The following is an 18,052-nucleotide window of genomic DNA, read 5'->3' on the forward strand; positions in this document are numbered from 1 at the left end:
GTGTTGAGCAGGAGAGTGGAAGAGGGAGTCAGGAATGAGCGACCCCGGCAGCAACGCAGGCAGCACCGACCGCAGTCTCGGGCAGCTGGTCGCCGCGGCGACGGCCGAGATGTCCGCACTGGTGCACGACGAGATCGCCCTGGCCAAGGCCGAAGTGCGGCAGGACGTCAAGCGCGGCGTCATCGGCAGTACGGCATTCGTCATCGCGGGCGTGCTGCTCCTTTTCGCGATCCCGGTGCTGAGCTTCGCGGCGGCGTACGGAATCCACAACCTGGGACTCGGCCTCGCGTGGTCGTTCCTGATCGTGGGCGCGGCCTTCATCGTGCTCGGGGTGTTGCTCGCGCTGTTCGCCATCGCCAAGTTCAAGAAGGTGAAGCCGCCGGAGAAGTCCATCGCTTCGGCCAAGCAGACAGCGGCCGTGCTGCAGGGCGTCAAGCCGCACCCGCGGCCCGCCGTCACGGCGGGGACGAGCCGTCCGGCGGTCGTGGGCAGCACACTGGCGGACAAGGCTCTGGAGAAGTCTCCGGTCCAGGACAAGTCGTCCGCTATGGCACGCTCGTCCACATGACGGTCCCCGATTCCAGCGCATCCGACCCAGAAGGCCCGGAAGGTTCAGTTGGCCCGGAAGATCAGGTAAGCCAAGTAAGTCAGATGAATCAGGCAAGCCAGGTGGACCAGGTGAGCCATGGAGGCCCGGACGACTTCAGGGCGCCCCGGTCGCAGAGTTCGCCCGACCCGGCAGGCGTGGCGAGCCAGACGGGCGCGGCCGGTCCGCTGGGCCCGATGGGCGCGGCCGGTGCCGGTGGGCCGGTGCGGATCGACGGGCCGTGGACCCACCGGGACGTGGCGGCCAACGGCGCCCGCTTCCACATCGCCGAGCTCGGCGAGGGGCCACTGGTGCTGCTGCTGCACGGCTTTCCGCAGTTCTGGTGGACCTGGCGCCATCAGCTCACCGCACTCGCCGACGCCGGTTTCCGCGCCGTGGCGATGGACCTGCGCGGCGTCGGCGGCAGCGACCGTACGCCCCGGGGCTACGACCCCGCCAACCTGGCACTCGACATCACCGGCGTCGTCCGCTCGCTCGGCGAACCGGACGCAGCGCTGGTCGGCCATGACATGGGCGGCTACCTGGCCTGGACGGCCGCTGTGATGCGGCCGAAGCTGGTACGCCGCCTCGTGGTCTCCTCGATGCCGCATCCCCGCCGCTGGCGCTCGTCGATGCTCTCCGACTTCGCGCAGTCCCGGGCGGGCTCGTACGTCTGGGGTTTCCAGCGTCCGTGGGTGCCGGAGCGTCAGCTCGTCGCGGACGACGCGGCGTTGGTGGGCAGGCTGATCCGCGACTGGTCGGGCCCCCGGACGCCGGAATTCCCCGACGACGCGGCGATCGACGTCTACCGCCGCGCGATGTGCATTCCGTCGACGGCGCACTGCTCGATCGAGCCGTACCGCTGGATGGTCCGCTCCCTGGCCCGTCCGGACGGAATCCAGTTCAACCGGCGGATGAAGAGGCCGGTGCGGGTGCCCACACTGCACCTGCACGGTTCACTCGATCCGGCGATCCGCACGCGGAGCGCGGCGGGGTCCGGCGAGTACGTCGAAGCGCCGTACCGTTGGCGACTTTTCGACGGCCTGGGACACTTCCCGCACGAGGAGGATCCGGCCGGCTTCTCGGCCGAACTCATCAACTGGCTCAAGGATCCTGAGCCCGACCGGTAGCCGTGCGGCACAGTTGTCCGACGAACAGCCAATTGCCCGGCGCATAAGCCAATTGGCTGGCGGATGGGCGGTTACCGACCATGAGGCACGGGCAGACGTCGGGGTATGGGCTGGACGCACGACTTCGGTGACGCAGCACGCAACCGTCGCTCGACCGCCACGGCGGGTCCGAGCACTCATGAGGGGGGCGGCCCCCAGGGCCGGGTGCAAGGTATGCATGTTCTGCATGATCCCCAACTCGGTATCCCGCGCATTCTGCGCCGGCGGGCCCGCTGGGTCTCGGCGCGACTGCGCCATCCACGCGGATGAGATCCGCCCCGGCCGACCGGTGAACATTCACCGGCCGGGCGGGGCTTCCACCGCTCTTCGCCGACTGCCACGGGTCAGTACGCGTGGATCGTCGGCGCACGCTCCGTACGCCTGAAGCGACTCACCGAGGACGTGGGGCCGCTCGGTGCGACCCCCACATGTTCGCCGGGGCCGCTCGGTGCGCCCGCGCGCCTAGAGCGCGCACGCCTGGCTGTCGACCTGCTGGTTGGCGGTGCGGCCGTGGGCGATGTCCTGACGGATCTCGTCGGCCGTCAGCGCGTAACCGGTGTCCTGGTCGTCGCGCGACTTCGCGAAGACGACCCCGTACACCTTGCCGTCGGGGGTCAGCAACGGTCCGCCCGAGTTGCCCTGACGGACCGTCGCGTAGAGCGAGTACACATCGCGGCGGACGGTGCCCCGGTGGTAGATGTCCGGGCCGTCGGCATCGATGCGACCCCGGACACGCGCGGCGCGTACGTCGTACGAGCCGTTCTCCGGGAAGCCCGCGACGATGGCGCTGTTCCCGGTCCGGGCGTCGTGATCGGTGTCGGTGAACTGCAGCGGCTTCGCGTCGAGGTCCGGGACGTCGAGTACGGCGATGTCCCGCTGCCAGTCGTAGAGGACGACCTTCGCGTCGTACAGCCGTCCCTGACCGCCGATCTGGACGGTCGGCTCGTCGACGCCGCCGACGACATGGGCGTTGGTCATCACCCGGCGGTCGGAGAAGACGAAGCCGGTGCCTTCGAGGACCTTGCCGCAACTCGGGGCCGTACCGACGACCTTGACGATGGACTCCTTGGCGCGGGCCGCGACGGGGCTGCCGACCAGCGCCGGGTCCGGGGGCCTGACCTCGGTGATCGGCTCGTCGGCGAAGGGGCTGAAGACCTGCGGGAAGCCGTTCTGCGCGAGGACCGAAGAGAAGTCCGTGAACCAGGTGGAGGCATGGGTGGGCATCACGCGGGAGATGCCGAGCAGGACCGAGGAGCTGCGGACCTCCTTGCCCAGCGTCGGCAGCGAGGTACCGGCCAGTGCCGAGCCGATCAGCCAGGCGACCAGCAGCATCGCGACCACGTTGACCAGGGCGCCGCCGGTGGCATCGAGGGCGCGCGCGGGCGACCACGTGATGTACCTGCGGAGCTTGTTTCCCAGGTGGGTGGTGAATGCCTGCCCCACCGAGGCGCAGACGATCACGATGATGACGGCGACGACGGCTGCCGTCGATGAGACCTCGGAACCGTTCGTCAACTGGTCCCACAGGACCGGCAGCAGATAGACGGCGACGAGACCGCCGCCCAGGAACCCGATCACCGACAGGATGCCGACGACGAACCCCTGGCGATAGCCGATGACCGCGAACCACACGGCGCCGGCCAGCAGCAGGATGTCCAGCACGTTCACCGTCTATAGCCTCGCAGATTCGTCACCGGGCCCGGGCCTTCGGCTGGGTCCGGGCACGGCCGGACAACACAGCGCTGGGAGTCAGCCTGTCATGCGCGCCAGTCGAGCGGCACCTGCTTGGCGGTGTCCCACGGGCGCTCCCAGCCCGCGAAGTGCAGAATCCGGTCGATCACTCCGGCCGTGAAACCCCAGACCAGGGCGGATTCGACCAGAAATGCCGGGCCTTGGTGGCCGCTCGGATGGACCGTGGTCGCGCGGTTGGCCGGATCCGTGAGATCCGCCACGGGAACGGTGAAGACCCGGGCGGTCTCACCCGGATCGACGACGCCGACCGGGCTCGGCGACCGCCACCAGCCGAGAACCGGTGTCACGACGAAGCCGCTCACCGGGATGTAGAGCCGGGGCAGTACGGCGAAGAGCTGGACCCCGCGCGGATCGAGGCCGGTCTCCTCCTGGGCTTCCCTCAGTGCGGCCCTGAGCGGCCCTGTGGTCGCCTGGTCGCCGTCCTCCGGGTCCAGGGCGCCGCCGGGGAAGGACGGCTGCCCAGCGTGGGAACGCAGGCTTCCGGATCGCTCCATGAGGAGCAGTTCGGGGCCGCGCTCGCCCTCCCCGAACAGTACGAGTACGGCGGACTGCCGCCCGGCGCCGCTCTCGGGCGGCAGAAAGCGGCTGAGCTGGTCCGGCTCGATGGTCTGCGCGGCACGGGCCACGGGCGTGAGCCAGGCGGGCAGGCCGTCGGCCGTGACGGTGATGGCACCGCCGTGACCGGCACCTGCCGGGGCGGCGGCGGCCGATGCTGCTGCGACCGCAGCCGCGGGGCTGACCGACGCGGGGCCCGCCGACGCGCGGTGTACCGCTACGGGATGCGCCGTCGCGGATGCGGGTGCATCTGCCGCTTCCGCGATCTGCTCGCCCACGATCTGCTCATCCGCAACCTGCCCGTGTGCGGTCTGCCCGTATGCGGCCTGTTCGTGCGTGCTCTGTTCGTGCGTCTTCATAGGCACCCCTCGTCTCACAACGCCTGTCGTCACGCATTTCGTTCCGGAGCGAACGCCCGTGCGTCAGTCGGCTCCCAGGGCCGGCGCGGACTTGCCCGGGTAGTCCGGCGGCGGACTCAGCCGCTGACCGGGCTGACCGCCCATCTCGTACTTCAGCAGCTTCCTGGCCTTCTCCGGGTCGGTCTCGCCCTCCCCGTACGCGGGGCAGAGCGGGGCGATCGGGCAGGCCCCGCAGGCGGGCTTGCGGGCGTGGCAGATGCGGCGGCCGTGAAAGATCACACGGTGGGAGAGCATCGTCCACTCGCTCTTGGGGAAGATCGCGCCGATCTCGGCCTCGATCTTCTCCGGGGCCTCCTGTTCCGTCCACTTCCAGCGGCGGACCAGGCGCGCGAAATGGGTGTCGACGGTGATGCCCGGTACACCGAAGGCATTCCCGAGCACCACGTTGGCGGTCTTGCGGCCGACCCCCGGCAGGGTGACTAGATCGGTGAGGCGGCCCGGTACCTCGCCCCCGAAATTGTCCCTGATCGCCACGGAGAGACCTATCAGCGACTTCGTCTTGGCCCGGAAGAAGCCGGTCGGCCGGATGAGCTCTTCCAACTCCTCGGGAACGGCCGCCGCCATGTCCTCGGGGGTGGGGTAGGCGGCGAAAAGTGCGGGAGTGGTCTGATTGACCCTCAGGTCGGTGGTCTGGGCGGAGAGGACCGTGGCGACGAGAAGCTCGAAGGGGTTCCTGAAGTCCAGCTCGGGGTGGGCGTACGGGTACAGCTCGGCGAGCTCACGGTTGATCCTGCGGGCGCGACGGACCATCGCCAGATGCGATTCCGGCTTCGCACCGGTCTTCGCACCGGTCTTCGCGCCGGCTTTCACTCCGGTCTTCGCACCGGTCTTCGCTCCGGCCTTCACTCCGGCCTTTGGAGCCTGCCCGACCGGAGGGCGTTTTGCCGCTTTTTTCGGGCGACTCGCACCCTGTTCGCCCACAGCGGAATCACGGCCTTCCGACACCCCATCAGCCCCCTTGGCCTGCACTCTCACCGGCGATTTGGACACCCGGCCAGCCTAGAGCCACGCGCTGACATCCGCCCCAGTCACCGCGTATCCGCCCCCGATCGGCCCCCTGCCGCACTATTCGGCACGCCCGTGCGTCAAACTGGTTTGTGATTGATCGCACTGTTTTACCGTCCGGCATGATGGGGACCACGGTTCCCTGAACAGGCCGACAAGGAGAGAACTCGTGGACGACGTTCTGCGGCGCGCCCCGCTTTTCGCGGCGCTCGATGATGAGCAGGCCGCGGAGCTCCGCGCCTCGATGAGTGAGGTGACCCTCGCACGCGGCGACGCGCTCTTCCACGAGGGCGACCCGGGCGACCGCCTCTATGTGGTCACCGAGGGCAAGGTGAAGCTCCACCGCACCTCGCCGGACGGGCGCGAGAACATGCTTGCGGTCCTCGGCCCCGGCGAGCTGATCGGTGAGCTGTCGCTCTTCGACCCGGGCCCGCGCACCGCGACCGCGACCGCGCTGACCGAGGTCAAGCTCCTCGGTCTCGGTCACGGCGACCTCCAGCCCTGGCTGAACGCCCGTCCCGAGGTGGCGACGGCCCTGCTGCGCGCCGTCGCCCGCCGACTGCGCAAGACCAACGACCAGATGTCCGACCTGGTCTTCTCGGACGTACCGGGCCGTGTCGCCCGCGCCCTCCTCGACCTGTCGCGCCGCTTCGGCGTCCAGTCGGAGGAAGGTATCCATGTCGTCCACGACCTGACCCAGGAAGAGCTGGCCCAGCTGGTCGGCGCCTCCCGCGAGACGGTCAACAAGGCGCTCGCCGACTTCGCCGGACGCGGCTGGCTGCGCCTGGAGGCGCGCGCCGTGATCCTGCTGGACGTGGAGCGCCTGGCGAAGCGGTCCCGCTAGCCGGCCGCCCCGTCCCGTCGGCCGCCCGATCGGCCGACGGGACGGGGCGCCGAACCGGGCGCCGCATCCGTCCTGCCTAGATCAGCCCGTGTTCGCCCAGGTACTCCAGCTGCGCCAGCACCGAGAGCTCCGCCGCGGGCCACAGGGACCGGTCCACGTCCGCGTACACCTGCGCCACCACCTCCGAGGCCGTCCGGTGCCCCGCCTCGACCGCCGTCTCCACCTGGGCCAGCCGGTGCGCGCGGTGGGCGAGGTAGAACTCGACCGCGCCCTGCGCGTCGTCCAGCACCGGGCCGTGTCCCGGCAGCACCGTGTGCACGCCGTCGTCGACGGTCAGCGAGCGCAGCCTGCGCAGCGAGTCCAGGTAATCGCCGAGCCGCCCGTCCGGATGCGCGACGACCGTCGTGCCGCGTCCGAGGATCGTGTCTCCCGTCAGCACCGCCCGGTCGGCCGGCAGGTGGAAGGAGAGCGAGTCCGCGGTGTGCCCCGGGGTCGGCACGACGCGCAGCTCCAGCCCCCCGGTGGTGATCACATCGCCCGTGGTCAAGCCCTCGTCGCCGAGGCGCAGCGCCGGATCCAGGGCGCGCACCTTCGTCCGGGTCAGCTCGCCGAGGCGTGCCGCGCCCTCCGCGTGGTCGGGGTGCCCGTGGGTGAGCAGGGTGAGCGCGATCCGGCGGCCCGCTCGCTCGGCGGTGTCGATGACGGCCCGCAGATGTATGTCGTCCAGCGGCCCCGGATCGATGACGACCGCGAGGTCGGAGTCGGGCTCGGCGACGATCCAGGTGTTGGTGCCGTCCAGCGTCATCGGCGAGGCGTTGGGGGCCAGGACGTTGACCGTACGGGTGGTGGCGGGCCCGGACAGGACTCCGCCGCGTGGCTGTCCTGGCAGCGCGTGCGCGTCACTCATCCCGCTTCGCCTCCCGCACCACCGGCACCGGCAGGGCCGCTCGGGATGTGCTTGGTGAACTCGTCGTGTCCCGGCCAGCTCAGCACCAACTCGTCACCCTCCAGCCGCGCCTGTGCGAGTACGGGGGTGAGGTCCTGGGAATCCGCCGCCTTCAGGGCCTCGGCGGCTGTCCCGTACGGCCTGAGCGCCCGCAGCGTCGACACGGTCGGCGGCATCATCAGCAGCTCGCCCCGGTCGTAGCCGTCGGCCGCCTCGCCGGGCCCGATCCACACCGTGCGGTCGGCCTCCGTGGAGGCGTTGCGGGTGCGCTGTCCCTCGGGGAGCGCGGCGACGAAGAACCACGTGTCGTAGCGGCGCGGCTCGAACTCGGGGGTGATCCAGCGCGCCCAGGCGCCAAGCAGATCGGAGCGCAGCAGCAGACCTCGCCGGTCCAGGAACTCCGCGAAGGACAGCTCGCGCGCGACCAGTGCCTCGCGATCGGCTTCCCAGTCGGCGCCGGTGGTGTCGCTGACGACCGTGTCGGCGGTCGGGCCGGCGAGGAGGACGCCCGCCTCCTCGTACGTCTCACGGACCGCCGCGCAGACGATGGCCTGGGCCTCGGCCGACGTATCGACGCCGAGCCGCGCGGCCCAGCTCTCCAGCGCGGGTCCGGCCCAGCCGACGAGCCGGTCGTCGTCACGCGGGTCGACTCCGCCACCCGGATAGGCGTATGCGCCGCCGGCAAAGGCCATGGAGGCGCGGCGGCGCAGCATGTGGACCGCGGGGCCGCTCCCGGTGCCCGTGGCAGGGTCCCGGAGCAGCATCACGGTGGCGGCCCGCCTCGGGGGCGCGGCCGTCAGCTCGCCCGCGGCGAGTGCCCGGATCCGGTCGGGCCATTCCGGTGGGTACCACTGACCATTGGACATGGCCGGAGGCTATCCGGAACCGCGCCGATGTTCGAGAGGCATGTTGATCCGTACATGCCCCGTACACACATGATCCCGCCCGGTCACCACGACCGGACGGGATCAGAGAATCGGACGACGGACGGCAAACACACGCGACGACACGGCCCTTGCCGGACGGGGCGGCGGCACCGCGGCCGCGGCAAGCTCCTGGCCCGCGAACCGACCGGCGGCGGAGGTACGGCTCAAGCCCGCACCGGACCGGAGGCGCACGTACCGCTCAAGCCTCACCGCCCCCGGCAGGCCCGCACCTCAAGCCCCGCCGCCCCCAGCAGACGACCTACCGCTCAGGCCTCGACCAGCTCGACCTGGACCTCGACCTCCACCGGCGCGTCCAGCGGCAGCACCGCGACGCCGACCGCGCTGCGCGCGTGCACGCCCTTGTCACCGAGGACCGCGCCCAGCAGCTCGCTGGCGCCGTTGATCACGGCGGGCTGCCCGGTGAAGTCGGAGGCCGAGGCGACGAAGCCCACGACCTTCACGACCCGTGCGATCCGGTCCAGATCGCCCGCGACGGACTTCACCGCGGCCAGCGCGTTGAGCGCGCAGGTCTTCGCCAGTTCCTTGGCCTCCTCGGCCGTGACCTCCGCACCGACCTTGCCGGTGACCGCGAGCTTGCCGTCCACCATCGGCAGCTGGCCGGAGGTGTACACGTACACCCCCGACCGCACGGCCGGCTGGTACGAGGCCAGCGGCGGTACGACGTCCGGCAGCGTCAGCCCGAGCTCGGCGAGCTTCGCCTCGACGACGCCCGCCACTACGCCTTCTCCCGCTTCAGGTAGGCCACGAGCTGCTCGGGGTTGTTCGGGCCGGGAACGACCTGGACCAGCTCCCAGCCGTCCTCGCCCCAGGTGTCCAGAATCTGCTTGGTCGCGTGCACGAGAAGGGGCACGGTCGCGTATTCCCACTTGGTCATGGCCCGACTGTAACGCCTGGCACACACGGCCTCGTGCGTAGCCCATGGCCCGACTGGTTAGGCTCGAATACGTGAGCAGGTTCCAGGTCGTCAGCGGCAAGGGTGGTACCGGTAAGACCACGGTCGCCGCCGCCCTCGCGCTCGCCCTCGCGACCGAGGGCAGGCGCACCCTCCTCGTGGAGGTCGAGGGCAGGCAGGGCATCGCCCAGCTCTTCGAGACGGAGTCCCTTCCGTACGAGGAGCGCAAGATCGCCGTCGCACCGGGCGGCGGCGAGGTGTACGCCCTCGCGATCGACGCCGAACGCGCCCTTCTCGACTACCTCCAGATGTTCTACAAGCTCGGCAGCGCGGGCCGCGCCCTCAAGAAGCTCGGCGCGATCGACTTCGCCACCACGATCGCGCCCGGTGTACGGGACGTGCTGCTGACCGGCAAGGCCTGCGAAGCCGTACGCCGCAAGGACAAGCAGAACCGGTACGTCTACGACTACGTGATCATGGACGCCCCTCCCACCGGACGCATCACCCGCTTCCTCAATGTGAACGACGAGGTGGCGGGGCTGGCCCGGATCGGCCCGATACACAATCAGGCGCAGGCCGTGATGCGGGTGCTCAAGTCCCCCGAGACCGCGGTCCATCTGGTGACGCTGCTGGAGGAGATGCCGGTCCAGGAGACCGCGGACGGCATCGCGGAGCTGCGGGCGGCCGAACTGCCGGTCGGCCGGGTCATCGTGAACATGGTGCGCCCGCATCTGCTGGACGAGGACGCGCTGCGCACCGCTGCCGGCGGCCGCCGCAAGGAGATCGCCAAGGCGCTGACGCGGGCGGGCGTGACCGGTTCCGCGGGGCTCGTGCGTCCCCTGGTCGAGCAGGCCGCCGAGCACGCCCAGCGGGTCGAGCTGGAGCGCGAACAGCGTGCGGTGCTCGCGGACCTGGAGCTGCCGGGGTACGAACTCCCGCTGATCGGCGAGGGCATGGACCCGGCCGGGCTGTACGACCTGGCGACCGAACTCCGCAAGCAAGGCGTGGGCGACGAGGAGGGACAAGGGGTGGACACATGAGACAGGACGCGGACACGGCCGAAGCCACCGCCACGGACACGCGCAAGGCCGCCACCGCAGCCGACCCCTCACCCGCACCCGCACCCGCGTTGGACACCGACGCGCTGCTCGACGACCCCGGCATCCGGATCATCGTGTGCTGCGGTTCGGGCGGAGTCGGCAAGACCACGACCGCCGCGGCGCTGGGCGTACGGGCGGCCGAGCGCGGTCGCAAGGTCGTCGTCCTGACCATCGACCCGGCCCGCAGGCTCGCCCAGTCCATGGGCATCGACTCGCTGGACAACATCCCGCGCCAGGTACCGGGCATCACGGGCGACGGCGCCGGGGAACTGCACGCGATGATGCTCGACATGAAGCGGACCTTCGACGAGATCGTCGAGGCACACGCGGACGGCGAGCGAGCCCGCGCGATCCTGGAGAACCCCTTCTACCAGTCCCTGTCGGCCGGTTTCGCGGGCACGCAGGAGTACATGGCGATGGAGAAGCTCGGCCAGCTGCGCGCGCGCAACGAGTGGGACCTGATCATCGTGGACACCCCACCCTCGCGCTCCGCGCTGGACTTCTTGGACGCACCGAAGCGGCTCGGTTCGTTCCTCGACGGAAAGTTCATCAAACTGTTGATGGCCCCGGCGAAGATGGGCGGCCGGGCGGGGATGAAGTTCCTCAACGTGGGCATGTCGATGATGACCGGCACCCTCGGCAAGCTGCTCGGCGGTCAGTTCCTGCGCGACGTACAGACCTTCGTGGCGGCGATGGACACCATGTTCGGCGGCTTCCGTTCCCGGGCCGACGCCACGTACAAACTGCTGCAGGCACCTGGTACGGCGTTCCTCGTCGTCGCGACACCGGAGCGGGACGCGCTGCGCGAGGCGGCGTACTTCGTGGAACGGCTGGCCGCGGAGAAGATGCCGCTGGCCGGTCTGGTGCTCAACCGCGTCCATGACAGCGGCGCCGCCCGGCTCTCCGCCGAGCGCGCCCTGGCAGCCGCAGAAAATCTTGACGGGGTCGGCATTGTGGATCAGCCGTCAGGGAAGGCTGGACTTGGTGACCCGGCCGACTGGTCGGTCGCGCCTCCCGAAACCGTTGGCACCCCGAATACCGCCCCAGCAGCCCTTCCTTACCGTTCCGCGCACGAGGCCGAGCACAAGGACACCGAAGACCGCGAACCAAACCCGAATGCAAACCTGAATACAGGTCCGGGTACAGGCCTGGATTCAGACCCGGGTACAGACCTGGATACAGATCCGGACACAGACCGGGGATCGAGCCCAGCAGAAGACCCGGAAAGAGGTCCTGAGGCCGCTTCCGTCGAGGAGCTGACCGCAGGCCTGTTGCGGCTGCACGCGGAACGAATGCAGGTGGTCGCGCGCGAACAGCGCACACGCGACAGCTTCACCGCGCTGCACCCCGAGGTGGCCGTGACCGCAGTGGCCGCGCTGCCCGGTGACGTACACGACCTCGCGGGGCTCCGAGCCATCGGGGACCGGCTCGCGACCGGTTCTTCCCCGGCCGGAGCTGCATAGCCGTCCGTCCGCCGCTATCCCACCGCGGCGTACCTCTCGTGCAGTTCGTCGTCGCCCAGCCCGATCGCCACGGGCAGGATGCCCGCGGACTGCTCGTACTCGCTGCGCGCGGTCTCCAGCAGCCGGCGCCACGACGTGACGGTGGGCCGCCTGCGCAGCAGTGCGCGGCGCTCCCGCTCCGTCATTCCGCCCCACACGCCGAATTCGACGCGATTGTCCAGCGCATCGGCCAGGCACTCGGTCCGCACCGGACATCCGGTGCACACCGCCTTGGCCCTGTTCTGCGCTGCCCCTTGTACGAACAGTTCATCCGGATCGGTAGTGCGGCAGGCTGCCTGCGCACTCCAGTCGGTTACCCAGCCCATCACGGCGCCGTCCTCTCCCGAATCGAGGCTCCCCCACGGCGGTAGCGGCATATTCACCGCTGCCAGTTGAGGACGTTACGGAAGGCGGCGACAGCACAACACCCCCTTCGGGCCCAATCTTGAATGGCCCGAACGGACTATGCGTATGCGGCAGATCACCCAGGGGAGTGAGGCGAGGACATACGGGACTATCCCCGCAGAATCGGGACAGTTTTCCCGGATCACAACGGACGTTCACTGACACAGGAGGCGAATTCGGGAGCGCCTGAACTCGTGGCCGGATCGCGCACGGGGGTTGATACGGAACGGGACTGCTGTGACAGTTGAGAGCAGCTTAGGCCAAGGCATATACGTGTGTCCGGCGAATGAGAACGTAGGCTGCCCCCATGCCAAAGAAGCGCTCGGGCGGGGGTCTCACGACGACCCAGCAGGCCGCCAAGTTCCTCGGTGTCGCCGCACTTTCCGGAGTTGTGCTCGCGGGCATCGCACTGCCGGCCGCCGGTGCACTGGGTCTTGCCACCAAGGGGACGGTCGAGGGATTCGACGAGATCCCGGCCAATCTCCAGACTCCGCCGCTGAGCCAGCGCACCACGATCCTGGACAGCAAAGGCGGAATGATCGCCTCGGTGTATTCGCGCGACCGCACGGTGGTCGAGCTGAAGGACATCTCGCCGTACATGCAGAAGGCGATCGTCGCGATCGAGGACGCCCGCTTCTACAAGCACGGGGCCGTCGACCTCAAGGGCATCCTGCGCGCGCTGAACCGCAATGTGCAGTCGGGCGGGACCGCGCAGGGCGCGTCGACGCTCACGCAGCAGTACGTGAAGAACGTCTTCGTCGAGGAGGCCGGTGACGACCCGGACAAGGTCGCCCAGGCCACCCAGCAGACCCTGGGCCGCAAGATCCAGGAGCTGAAGTACGCGATCCAGGTCGAGGAGAAGCTCGGCAAGAAGCGGATCCTGACGAATTACCTGAACATCACCTTCTTCGGACAGCAGGCGTACGGTGTCGAGGCCGCATCCCAGCGCTACTTCTCCAAGTCGGCGAAGGACCTGACACTGGAGGAGGCGGCGCTACTGGCCGGCATCGTGCAGTCGCCGAGCCGCTACGACCCGGTCAACGACCCGGCGGAGGCGACCAAGCGCCGCAACACCGTGCTCCAGCGGATGGCCGACGTCGGCGACGTCACGCAGGCCGAGGCCGACAAGGCGAAGGCGACCCCGATCAAGCTGAGGGTGAAGAAGCCGAAGAACGGCTGCATCACCGCCGTCAGCGGCGCGGGTTTCTTCTGTGACTACGTACACAACGTCTTCCTCACCGACCCGGCCTTCGGCAAGACCAAGGAGGACCGGGCCAAGATCTGGAACCGGGGCGGTCTGACGATACGGACGACGCTCGACCCGCAGTCCCAGCAGTCGGTCCAGGCCTCGATCAAGAGCCACGTCTACAAGTCGGACAAGGTCGCGACGGCCGTGACGCTGGTCCAGCCGGGCACCGGCAAGATCATGGGCATGGGCCAGTCCAAGCCGTACGGCTTCGGGCCCAACGAGACCCAGTACAACTACTCGGTCGACAAGGACATGGGCGGCTCGAACTTCGGCTTCCCGACCGGTTCCACGTTCAAGCCGTTCGTGGCGGCCGCCGCCATAGCGCAGGGGAAGCCCGCGACCCAGGTCTACTCGTCACCGTACGAGATGCCCTATCCGTCGGTGCAGACCTGCGACAAGCCGTACGTGAACCTGGACGGTGCGCGGGTGCCGAACGAGGACAAGTCGGAGCACGGTCCTTACGCGCTGAAGGAGGCGATGGCCAAGTCGGTCAACACCTACTTCATCCAGATGGTGGAGGACATCGGCCTCTGCCCCGTTACGCAGTTGACCGACAAGCTCGGCGTGGTGCAGGGCAACGGTGAAAAGCTCCCCCAGTCCCCCGCCATCGCACTCGGCTCGAAGGGGCTCTCTCCGCTGACGATGGCCAGTGCGTACGCCGCTTTCGCCAACCGCGGCACGTACTGCACGCCGGTCGCCATCGAGTCGGTCAGGACCGCGGACGGCGCCTCGCTCCCCGTACCCAAGACCAGCTGCTCACAGGCGATGACGGAGACGACGGCCGACACCATCAACACCCTGCTGCGCGGCGTGGTCGACTCCGGTACCGGTCAGGAGGCGGGGCTCACCAGCCGCGACAACGCGGGCAAGACCGGTACGACCGACGCCCGTCTGAACGCCTGGTTCGTCGGCTATACCCCGAACATGTCCGGCGCGGTCTGGGTCGGCAGCCCGACCCAGAGCGTCAAGATGGTGAACATCACCATCGGCGGCGTCTACCAGGCCAAGGTGTACGGCGGACAGGTCCCCGGACCGATCTGGCGGGACGCGATGACGGGCGCCCTCAATGGAGTGGCCGCCCCCGTTTTCAACACCGTGAACATCCCCGATCCGCCGAGGGACGAAGAGGAAGACAGGGGCAGGCCGGGCGCCGGCGGCGCCAAGCCCGGCAAGCCCGGCAAGAAGCCCGGCGACAAGAACCCGTTCCCCGGCGTCAGCGTCCCGCCGAACATGATCGGCGGGAACACGGGCGGCCACCGCGGCCAGACCAATGGCGGCACGCAGGGCCCCTGACCCACGTACGGCTCACGCACATGAAGGTGGGGCGCCCGGACCGAGATCATTCCCGGTCCAGGCGCCCCACCTTCGTACATCCGCCTCTGTACGCCCTCTTCTGTACGCCCTCTTCCGTACGTCGCCTTCCGTACGTCGTCTTCTGTACGCCCTCTTCCGTACGTCCCCTTTGTGCGTCGCCGGGCTCAGCCCGCCAGGAGCTTCTTCACCGCGGCGGCCACCCGGCCGCCGTCCGCGCGTCCCGCGACCTTCGGGTTCACGATCTTCATGACGGCGCCCATCGCCCGCGGCCCCTCGGCTCCCGCGGCCTTGGCCTCCTCGACGGCGGACGTCACGATCGCGCCCAGCTCGTCATCGCTCAGCTGCTTCGGCAGATACGCGTCGAGAATTTCGCCCTCCGCCTTCTCACGCTCGGCCTGCTCGGTCCGGCCGCCCTGAGCGAAGGCCTCGGCGGCCTCGCGGCGCTTCTTCGCCTCCTTCGCGATCACCTTCTGCACCTCGTCGTCGGAGAGCTCGCGCGCCGTCTTGCCGCTGACCTCCTCCTTCGTGATGGCGGTGAGGGTCAGTCGGAGCGTGGACGAGGTCAGCTCGTCACGTGCCTTCATGGCCGTGGTGAGGTCTTCCTTGAGCTTGGACTTGAGCGTGGTCATGTGCTGATTGTGGCAGGTACGGGGCGCCCGCCGCCCGCCGGTTTTCTTCCCGCCGCACGGTGTCTGCGACGATGGGCGCATGCGCGCACGCTACGGAGTACCCCTGAAAGTCACGGCAGTCGGCGCAGCGGTCGGCGCAGCCGGCCTCGCCTACGCCGCCGGATTCGAGGCCCGCTCGTTCCGCCTGCGACGGGTGGCCATCCCCGTACTCCCGCACGGGGCACGCCCGTTGCGCGTACTCCAGGTATCCGACATCCACATGGTGCGCGGCCAGCGCAAGAAGCGCGCCTGGCTGCAGTCGCTGGCCGGTCTGCGTCCGGACTTCGTCGTGAACACCGGCGACAACCTCTCCGACCCCGAGGCCGTACCCGAGCTGCTCGACGCACTCGGTCCGCTGATGGAGTTCCCGGGCGTGTACGTCTTCGGCTCGAACGACTACTACGGCCCCAAGCTCCGCAACCCCGCCCGCTACCTCTTCGAGAAGGCCCAGGGCAAGCACGGCCTCAACGGGAACGCCCCCGCGGTCGGCGTCGCCCACAACCCGTGGGAACCGATGCGGGACGCCTTCGACGAGGCGGGCTGGCTGGACCTGTCCAACACCCGCGGCCGCCTCAAGATCGACGGCTTGGAGATCGCCTTCACCGGCCTGGACGACCCGCACATCAAGCGCGACCGCTACGCGGAGGTGTCGGGCGGCCCCGAGACGGGCGCCGACCTCTCCATCGGCGTGGTCCACGCCCCCTACCTACGCTCCCTCGACGCCTTCACGATGGACGGCTACCCCCTGATCCTGGCCGGTCACACCCACGGCGGCCAGCTCTGCATCCCCTTCTACGGAGCCCTGGTCACCAACTGCGACCTGGACACGGACCGGGTCAAGGGCCTCTCCACCCACTCGGTCGACGATCACCGCGCCTACCTCCACGTCTCCGCAGGCTGCGGCACCAACCGCTACACCCCGGTCCGCTTCGCCTGCCCGCCCGAGGCGACCCTGCTGACCCTGACACCCCGGGCCTGAGCACCCACGGCCCCTTCGCCCTCAGCTGCACATAAACCGGATTTCGTCTGCGGGCGCGGGTGGGCTAAAGTAATCGATGTCGCCGGGAGACCGACGACGATCGGGGTGTAGCGCAGCTTGGCAGCGCGCTTCGTTCGGGACGAAGAGGTCGTGGGTTCAAATCCCGCCACCCCGACGCCGTAGTACCAGGTCAGGGGCCTGATCCGCGAGAGCGGGTCGGGCCCCTGACTCGTTTCCAGGGTCTCCTGGGAGCCGTTTGGGAGCCAACTTCGGAATCCGGCTCCCGGGCTGCCCCTCCGCTCCCGCGGAGACAGCACGCGACACATCGGGGAAGCCGTCGAGCACAGGAGCCGGGGTGAGGTCCGCCAAGCGGATGCTTGGCGGTGATCTGGCGGGCCTAGGCGGCAGGTGCATCTAGCGAGCCTGTCAATCCCCTGATTTCGTAGAGACCTTGTTATGCAACTTGGCCCTGATGGTGGGTGTGGTTGCGTGCTTCTTGGATGGTGTTCTCGAACGTGACGGGCGGCTGCCCGCCGGCGGCGCTGTGGCGCCTCCTCGTGTTGTAGAAGTCGGTGATCCAGGTCGCGGTCTTGATCCTGGCCTCGGCCCGGGTGTCGAAGCGGTGCCGGTGGACGTACTCGACCTTCAGCACAGAGTGGAACGACTCCGCGGCGGCGTTGTCCAGCGCCGACCCCACGCGCCCCATCGACTGCACCACGCCCCACCGGCCGCAGAGCTGCTGGAACGCCGCACTGGTGTATTCCGAGCCGCGGTCCGAATGAAAGATCACGCCGTCCACCTCGCCACCCCGGGTGGCGATCGCCATCTGCAGTGCGGCGCTGACCAGGGAGGTGTCGTGCCGGGAACCCATGGCGTAACCGAGTGCCCGGCGGGAGAACGCGTCGTGGACGGAGGCAAGGTAGAGCTTGCCCTCGCCGGTGTCGATCTCGGTCATGTCGCCCCACCACAGCACGTCCGGAGCGATGGCGTCGAACCCGCGTCGCACCAGGTCAGGAGAGGCTTTCCGTTTGCCCTGCCGCGTCAGCGACTTGCGTCGACGCGGCGGCCTGCGGCCCTGGAGGCCGAACTCGGCCATGATGTCGGCGACGGTGTTCCGCGACACCTGCCAGCCCTCCTCCCACAGATCCAGCGTGATCCTCGGCGAGCCGTACGTTCTGCCCGACCGGTCGAAGAAATACCGGATCCTCTCCGCCAGCTCGGCCCGTCTCACCTCGCGTTTCGTCGGCCGGTCAGGGCGCCGGTGCCACTTGTAGAACCACGCCTCCGACACCCCCAGAGCACGGCACGAGACGCGATACGGAATGTTGCACTCGGTCTTCTGGTCGCTGATCACCCCGACGACAGCCGTCGGGTCCGCCGCAGCTACTTCACCCAGATGACCATGCAGCGTTTGAGGACATCACGCTCCATGACCAGCTCCTTGTTGTCCTTCCGCAGCTGGGCGTTCTCCCGCCGCAACCGGACCAGTTCCTCGCTCTCCACCGCCTGGCCGGCCCCGGCCCCGCCGACCCTGCGGGCTCGCGAGACCCAGCTCGCCAGCCTCGTCTCGTTGATCCCCAAATCCTTCGCGACCTGCCCGACCGGCTTCCCGGTCTCGGTCACGATCCGCACAGCCCCCTCACGGAACTCCGCGTCGAACTTCCGCCTCTTCTCCGCCATGACTCCCAACTTCCCCTGCAGTCACGGTCTCTACGCTACG

At 69.2% G+C, this 18,052-nt stretch carries 19 protein-coding genes and 1 tRNA gene; 9 read left to right on the plus strand and 11 right to left on the minus strand.

All coding sequences use genetic code 11. The annotated features are described in order from the left end of the window. Positions 1-34 precede the first annotated feature (34 nt). The 3 genes from OH735_RS16865 (at position 35) to OH735_RS16875 (ending at position 2,025) form a co-directional block, all read left to right on the plus strand. Positions 35-568, plus strand: coding sequence for a phage holin family protein (locus OH735_RS16865; protein WP_406382367.1), 534 nt, complete (start codon positions 35-37; stop codon positions 566-568). Then, positions 565-1,716, plus strand: coding sequence for an alpha/beta fold hydrolase (locus tag OH735_RS16870; protein ID WP_406382368.1), 1,152 nt, complete (start codon positions 565-567; stop codon positions 1,714-1,716). The genes OH735_RS16865 and OH735_RS16870 overlap by 4 nt, the downstream gene beginning before the upstream one ends. A gap of 105 nt (positions 1,717-1,821) precedes the next feature. Beyond that, on the plus strand, positions 1,822-2,025 hold the full coding sequence (locus OH735_RS16875) for a hypothetical protein (protein WP_406382369.1): 204 nt from the start codon (positions 1,822-1,824) through the stop codon (positions 2,023-2,025). A gap of 192 nt (positions 2,026-2,217) precedes the next feature. On the opposite strand, the gene OH735_RS16880 is transcribed toward OH735_RS16875, so the two are convergent. The 3 genes from OH735_RS16880 to nth form a co-directional block, all read right to left on the minus strand. Beyond that, the gene (locus tag OH735_RS16880; protein ID WP_406382370.1) at positions 2,218-3,423 is read right to left on the minus strand and encodes a MarP family serine protease; all 1,206 of its coding nucleotides are present in this window, start codon (positions 3,421-3,423) and stop codon (positions 2,218-2,220) included. An 89-nt stretch (positions 3,424-3,512) separates the two neighbouring features. Beyond that, positions 3,513-4,421, minus strand: coding sequence for an NUDIX hydrolase (locus OH735_RS16885; RefSeq protein ID WP_406382372.1), 909 nt, complete (start codon positions 4,419-4,421; stop codon positions 3,513-3,515). A 63-nt stretch (positions 4,422-4,484) separates the two neighbouring features. Beyond that, on the minus strand, positions 4,485-5,471 hold the full coding sequence (nth, locus tag OH735_RS16890; RefSeq protein ID WP_406382373.1) for an endonuclease III: 987 nt from the start codon (positions 5,469-5,471) through the stop codon (positions 4,485-4,487). A 184-nt stretch (positions 5,472-5,655) separates the two neighbouring features. Between nth and OH735_RS16895 the strand changes: the two genes are divergently transcribed. After that, the gene (locus OH735_RS16895) at positions 5,656-6,330 is read left to right on the plus strand and encodes a Crp/Fnr family transcriptional regulator (RefSeq protein WP_014046869.1); all 675 of its coding nucleotides are present in this window, start codon (positions 5,656-5,658) and stop codon (positions 6,328-6,330) included. Positions 6,331-6,406: 76 nt separating this feature from the next. Here the strand turns inward: OH735_RS16895 and OH735_RS16900 are convergent, their stop codons facing one another. The 4 genes from OH735_RS16900 to OH735_RS16915 form a co-directional block, all read right to left on the minus strand. Next, a complete protein-coding gene (locus tag OH735_RS16900) occupies positions 6,407-7,237 on the minus strand; it encodes an MBL fold metallo-hydrolase (RefSeq protein ID WP_406382374.1) in 831 nt (276 codons plus the stop codon). Continuing rightward, positions 7,234-8,142 (minus strand): NUDIX hydrolase, encoded by a 909-nt coding sequence (locus OH735_RS16905; RefSeq protein ID WP_406382375.1) that lies wholly within the window; start codon positions 8,140-8,142, stop codon positions 7,234-7,236. Before OH735_RS16905 ends, OH735_RS16900 begins: the two co-directional genes overlap by 4 nt. Before the next feature lie 326 nt (positions 8,143-8,468). Further along, positions 8,469-8,939: a RidA family protein gene (locus OH735_RS16910; protein WP_406382376.1), complete on the minus strand. Its 471-nt coding sequence runs from the start codon at positions 8,937-8,939 to the stop codon at positions 8,469-8,471. Continuing rightward, positions 8,939-9,097, minus strand: coding sequence for a DUF4177 domain-containing protein (locus OH735_RS16915; protein WP_003967454.1), 159 nt, complete (start codon positions 9,095-9,097; stop codon positions 8,939-8,941). The genes OH735_RS16910 and OH735_RS16915 overlap by 1 nt, the downstream gene beginning before the upstream one ends. Before the next feature lie 71 nt (positions 9,098-9,168). Between OH735_RS16915 and OH735_RS16920 the strand changes: the two genes are divergently transcribed. Both OH735_RS16920 and OH735_RS16925 read left to right on the plus strand, forming a co-directional pair. Beyond that, positions 9,169-10,155, plus strand: a complete 987-nt coding sequence (locus tag OH735_RS16920; protein WP_406382377.1) for an ArsA family ATPase — start codon at positions 9,169-9,171, stop codon at positions 10,153-10,155. Next, positions 10,152-11,678 carry an ArsA family ATPase gene (locus OH735_RS16925; protein WP_406382378.1) on the plus strand — a complete coding sequence of 509 codons (1,527 nt, stop codon included), beginning with the start codon at positions 10,152-10,154 and terminating at the stop codon, positions 11,676-11,678. The genes OH735_RS16920 and OH735_RS16925 overlap by 4 nt, the downstream gene beginning before the upstream one ends. A 14-nt stretch (positions 11,679-11,692) precedes the next feature. On the opposite strand, the gene OH735_RS16930 is transcribed toward OH735_RS16925, so the two are convergent. Further along, positions 11,693-12,043, minus strand: coding sequence for a WhiB family transcriptional regulator (locus OH735_RS16930; protein ID WP_406386599.1), 351 nt, complete (start codon positions 12,041-12,043; stop codon positions 11,693-11,695). Between the two features lie 386 nt (positions 12,044-12,429). On the opposite strand from OH735_RS16930, the gene OH735_RS16935 reads away from it, so the two are divergent. Beyond that, positions 12,430-14,664, plus strand: a complete 2,235-nt coding sequence (locus OH735_RS16935; RefSeq protein ID WP_406382379.1) for a transglycosylase domain-containing protein — start codon at positions 12,430-12,432, stop codon at positions 14,662-14,664. A 185-nt stretch (positions 14,665-14,849) separates the two neighbouring features. Here the strand turns inward: OH735_RS16935 and OH735_RS16940 are convergent, their stop codons facing one another. Then, positions 14,850-15,314, minus strand: coding sequence for a GatB/YqeY domain-containing protein (locus tag OH735_RS16940; RefSeq protein ID WP_266747048.1), 465 nt, complete (start codon positions 15,312-15,314; stop codon positions 14,850-14,852). Positions 15,315-15,393: 79 nt separating this feature from the next. On the opposite strand from OH735_RS16940, the gene OH735_RS16945 reads away from it, so the two are divergent. Both OH735_RS16945 and OH735_RS16950 read left to right on the plus strand, forming a co-directional pair. After that, on the plus strand, positions 15,394-16,332 hold the full coding sequence (locus tag OH735_RS16945) for a metallophosphoesterase (protein ID WP_406382380.1): 939 nt from the start codon (positions 15,394-15,396) through the stop codon (positions 16,330-16,332). 101 nt (positions 16,333-16,433) lie between these two features. Beyond that, positions 16,434-16,507 (plus strand) — tRNA-Pro (locus OH735_RS16950). Positions 16,508-16,786: 279 nt separating this feature from the next. On the opposite strand, the gene OH735_RS16955 is transcribed toward OH735_RS16950, so the two are convergent. Together OH735_RS16955 and OH735_RS16960 are read right to left on the minus strand one after the other, a co-directional pair. Continuing rightward, a complete protein-coding gene (locus OH735_RS16955; protein ID WP_406382381.1) occupies positions 16,787-17,686 on the minus strand; it encodes an IS3 family transposase in 900 nt (299 codons plus the stop codon). Positions 17,687-17,715: 29 nt separating this feature from the next. Continuing rightward, positions 17,716-18,012 (minus strand): transposase, encoded by a 297-nt coding sequence (locus OH735_RS16960; protein ID WP_406382382.1) that lies wholly within the window; start codon positions 18,010-18,012, stop codon positions 17,716-17,718. Positions 18,013-18,052: the final 40 nt, after the last annotated feature.

It is taken from the genome of Streptomyces sp. NBC_01618, from assembly GCF_045209435.1.
Classification (GTDB): Bacteria; Actinomycetota; Actinomycetes; order Streptomycetales; family Streptomycetaceae; genus Streptomyces.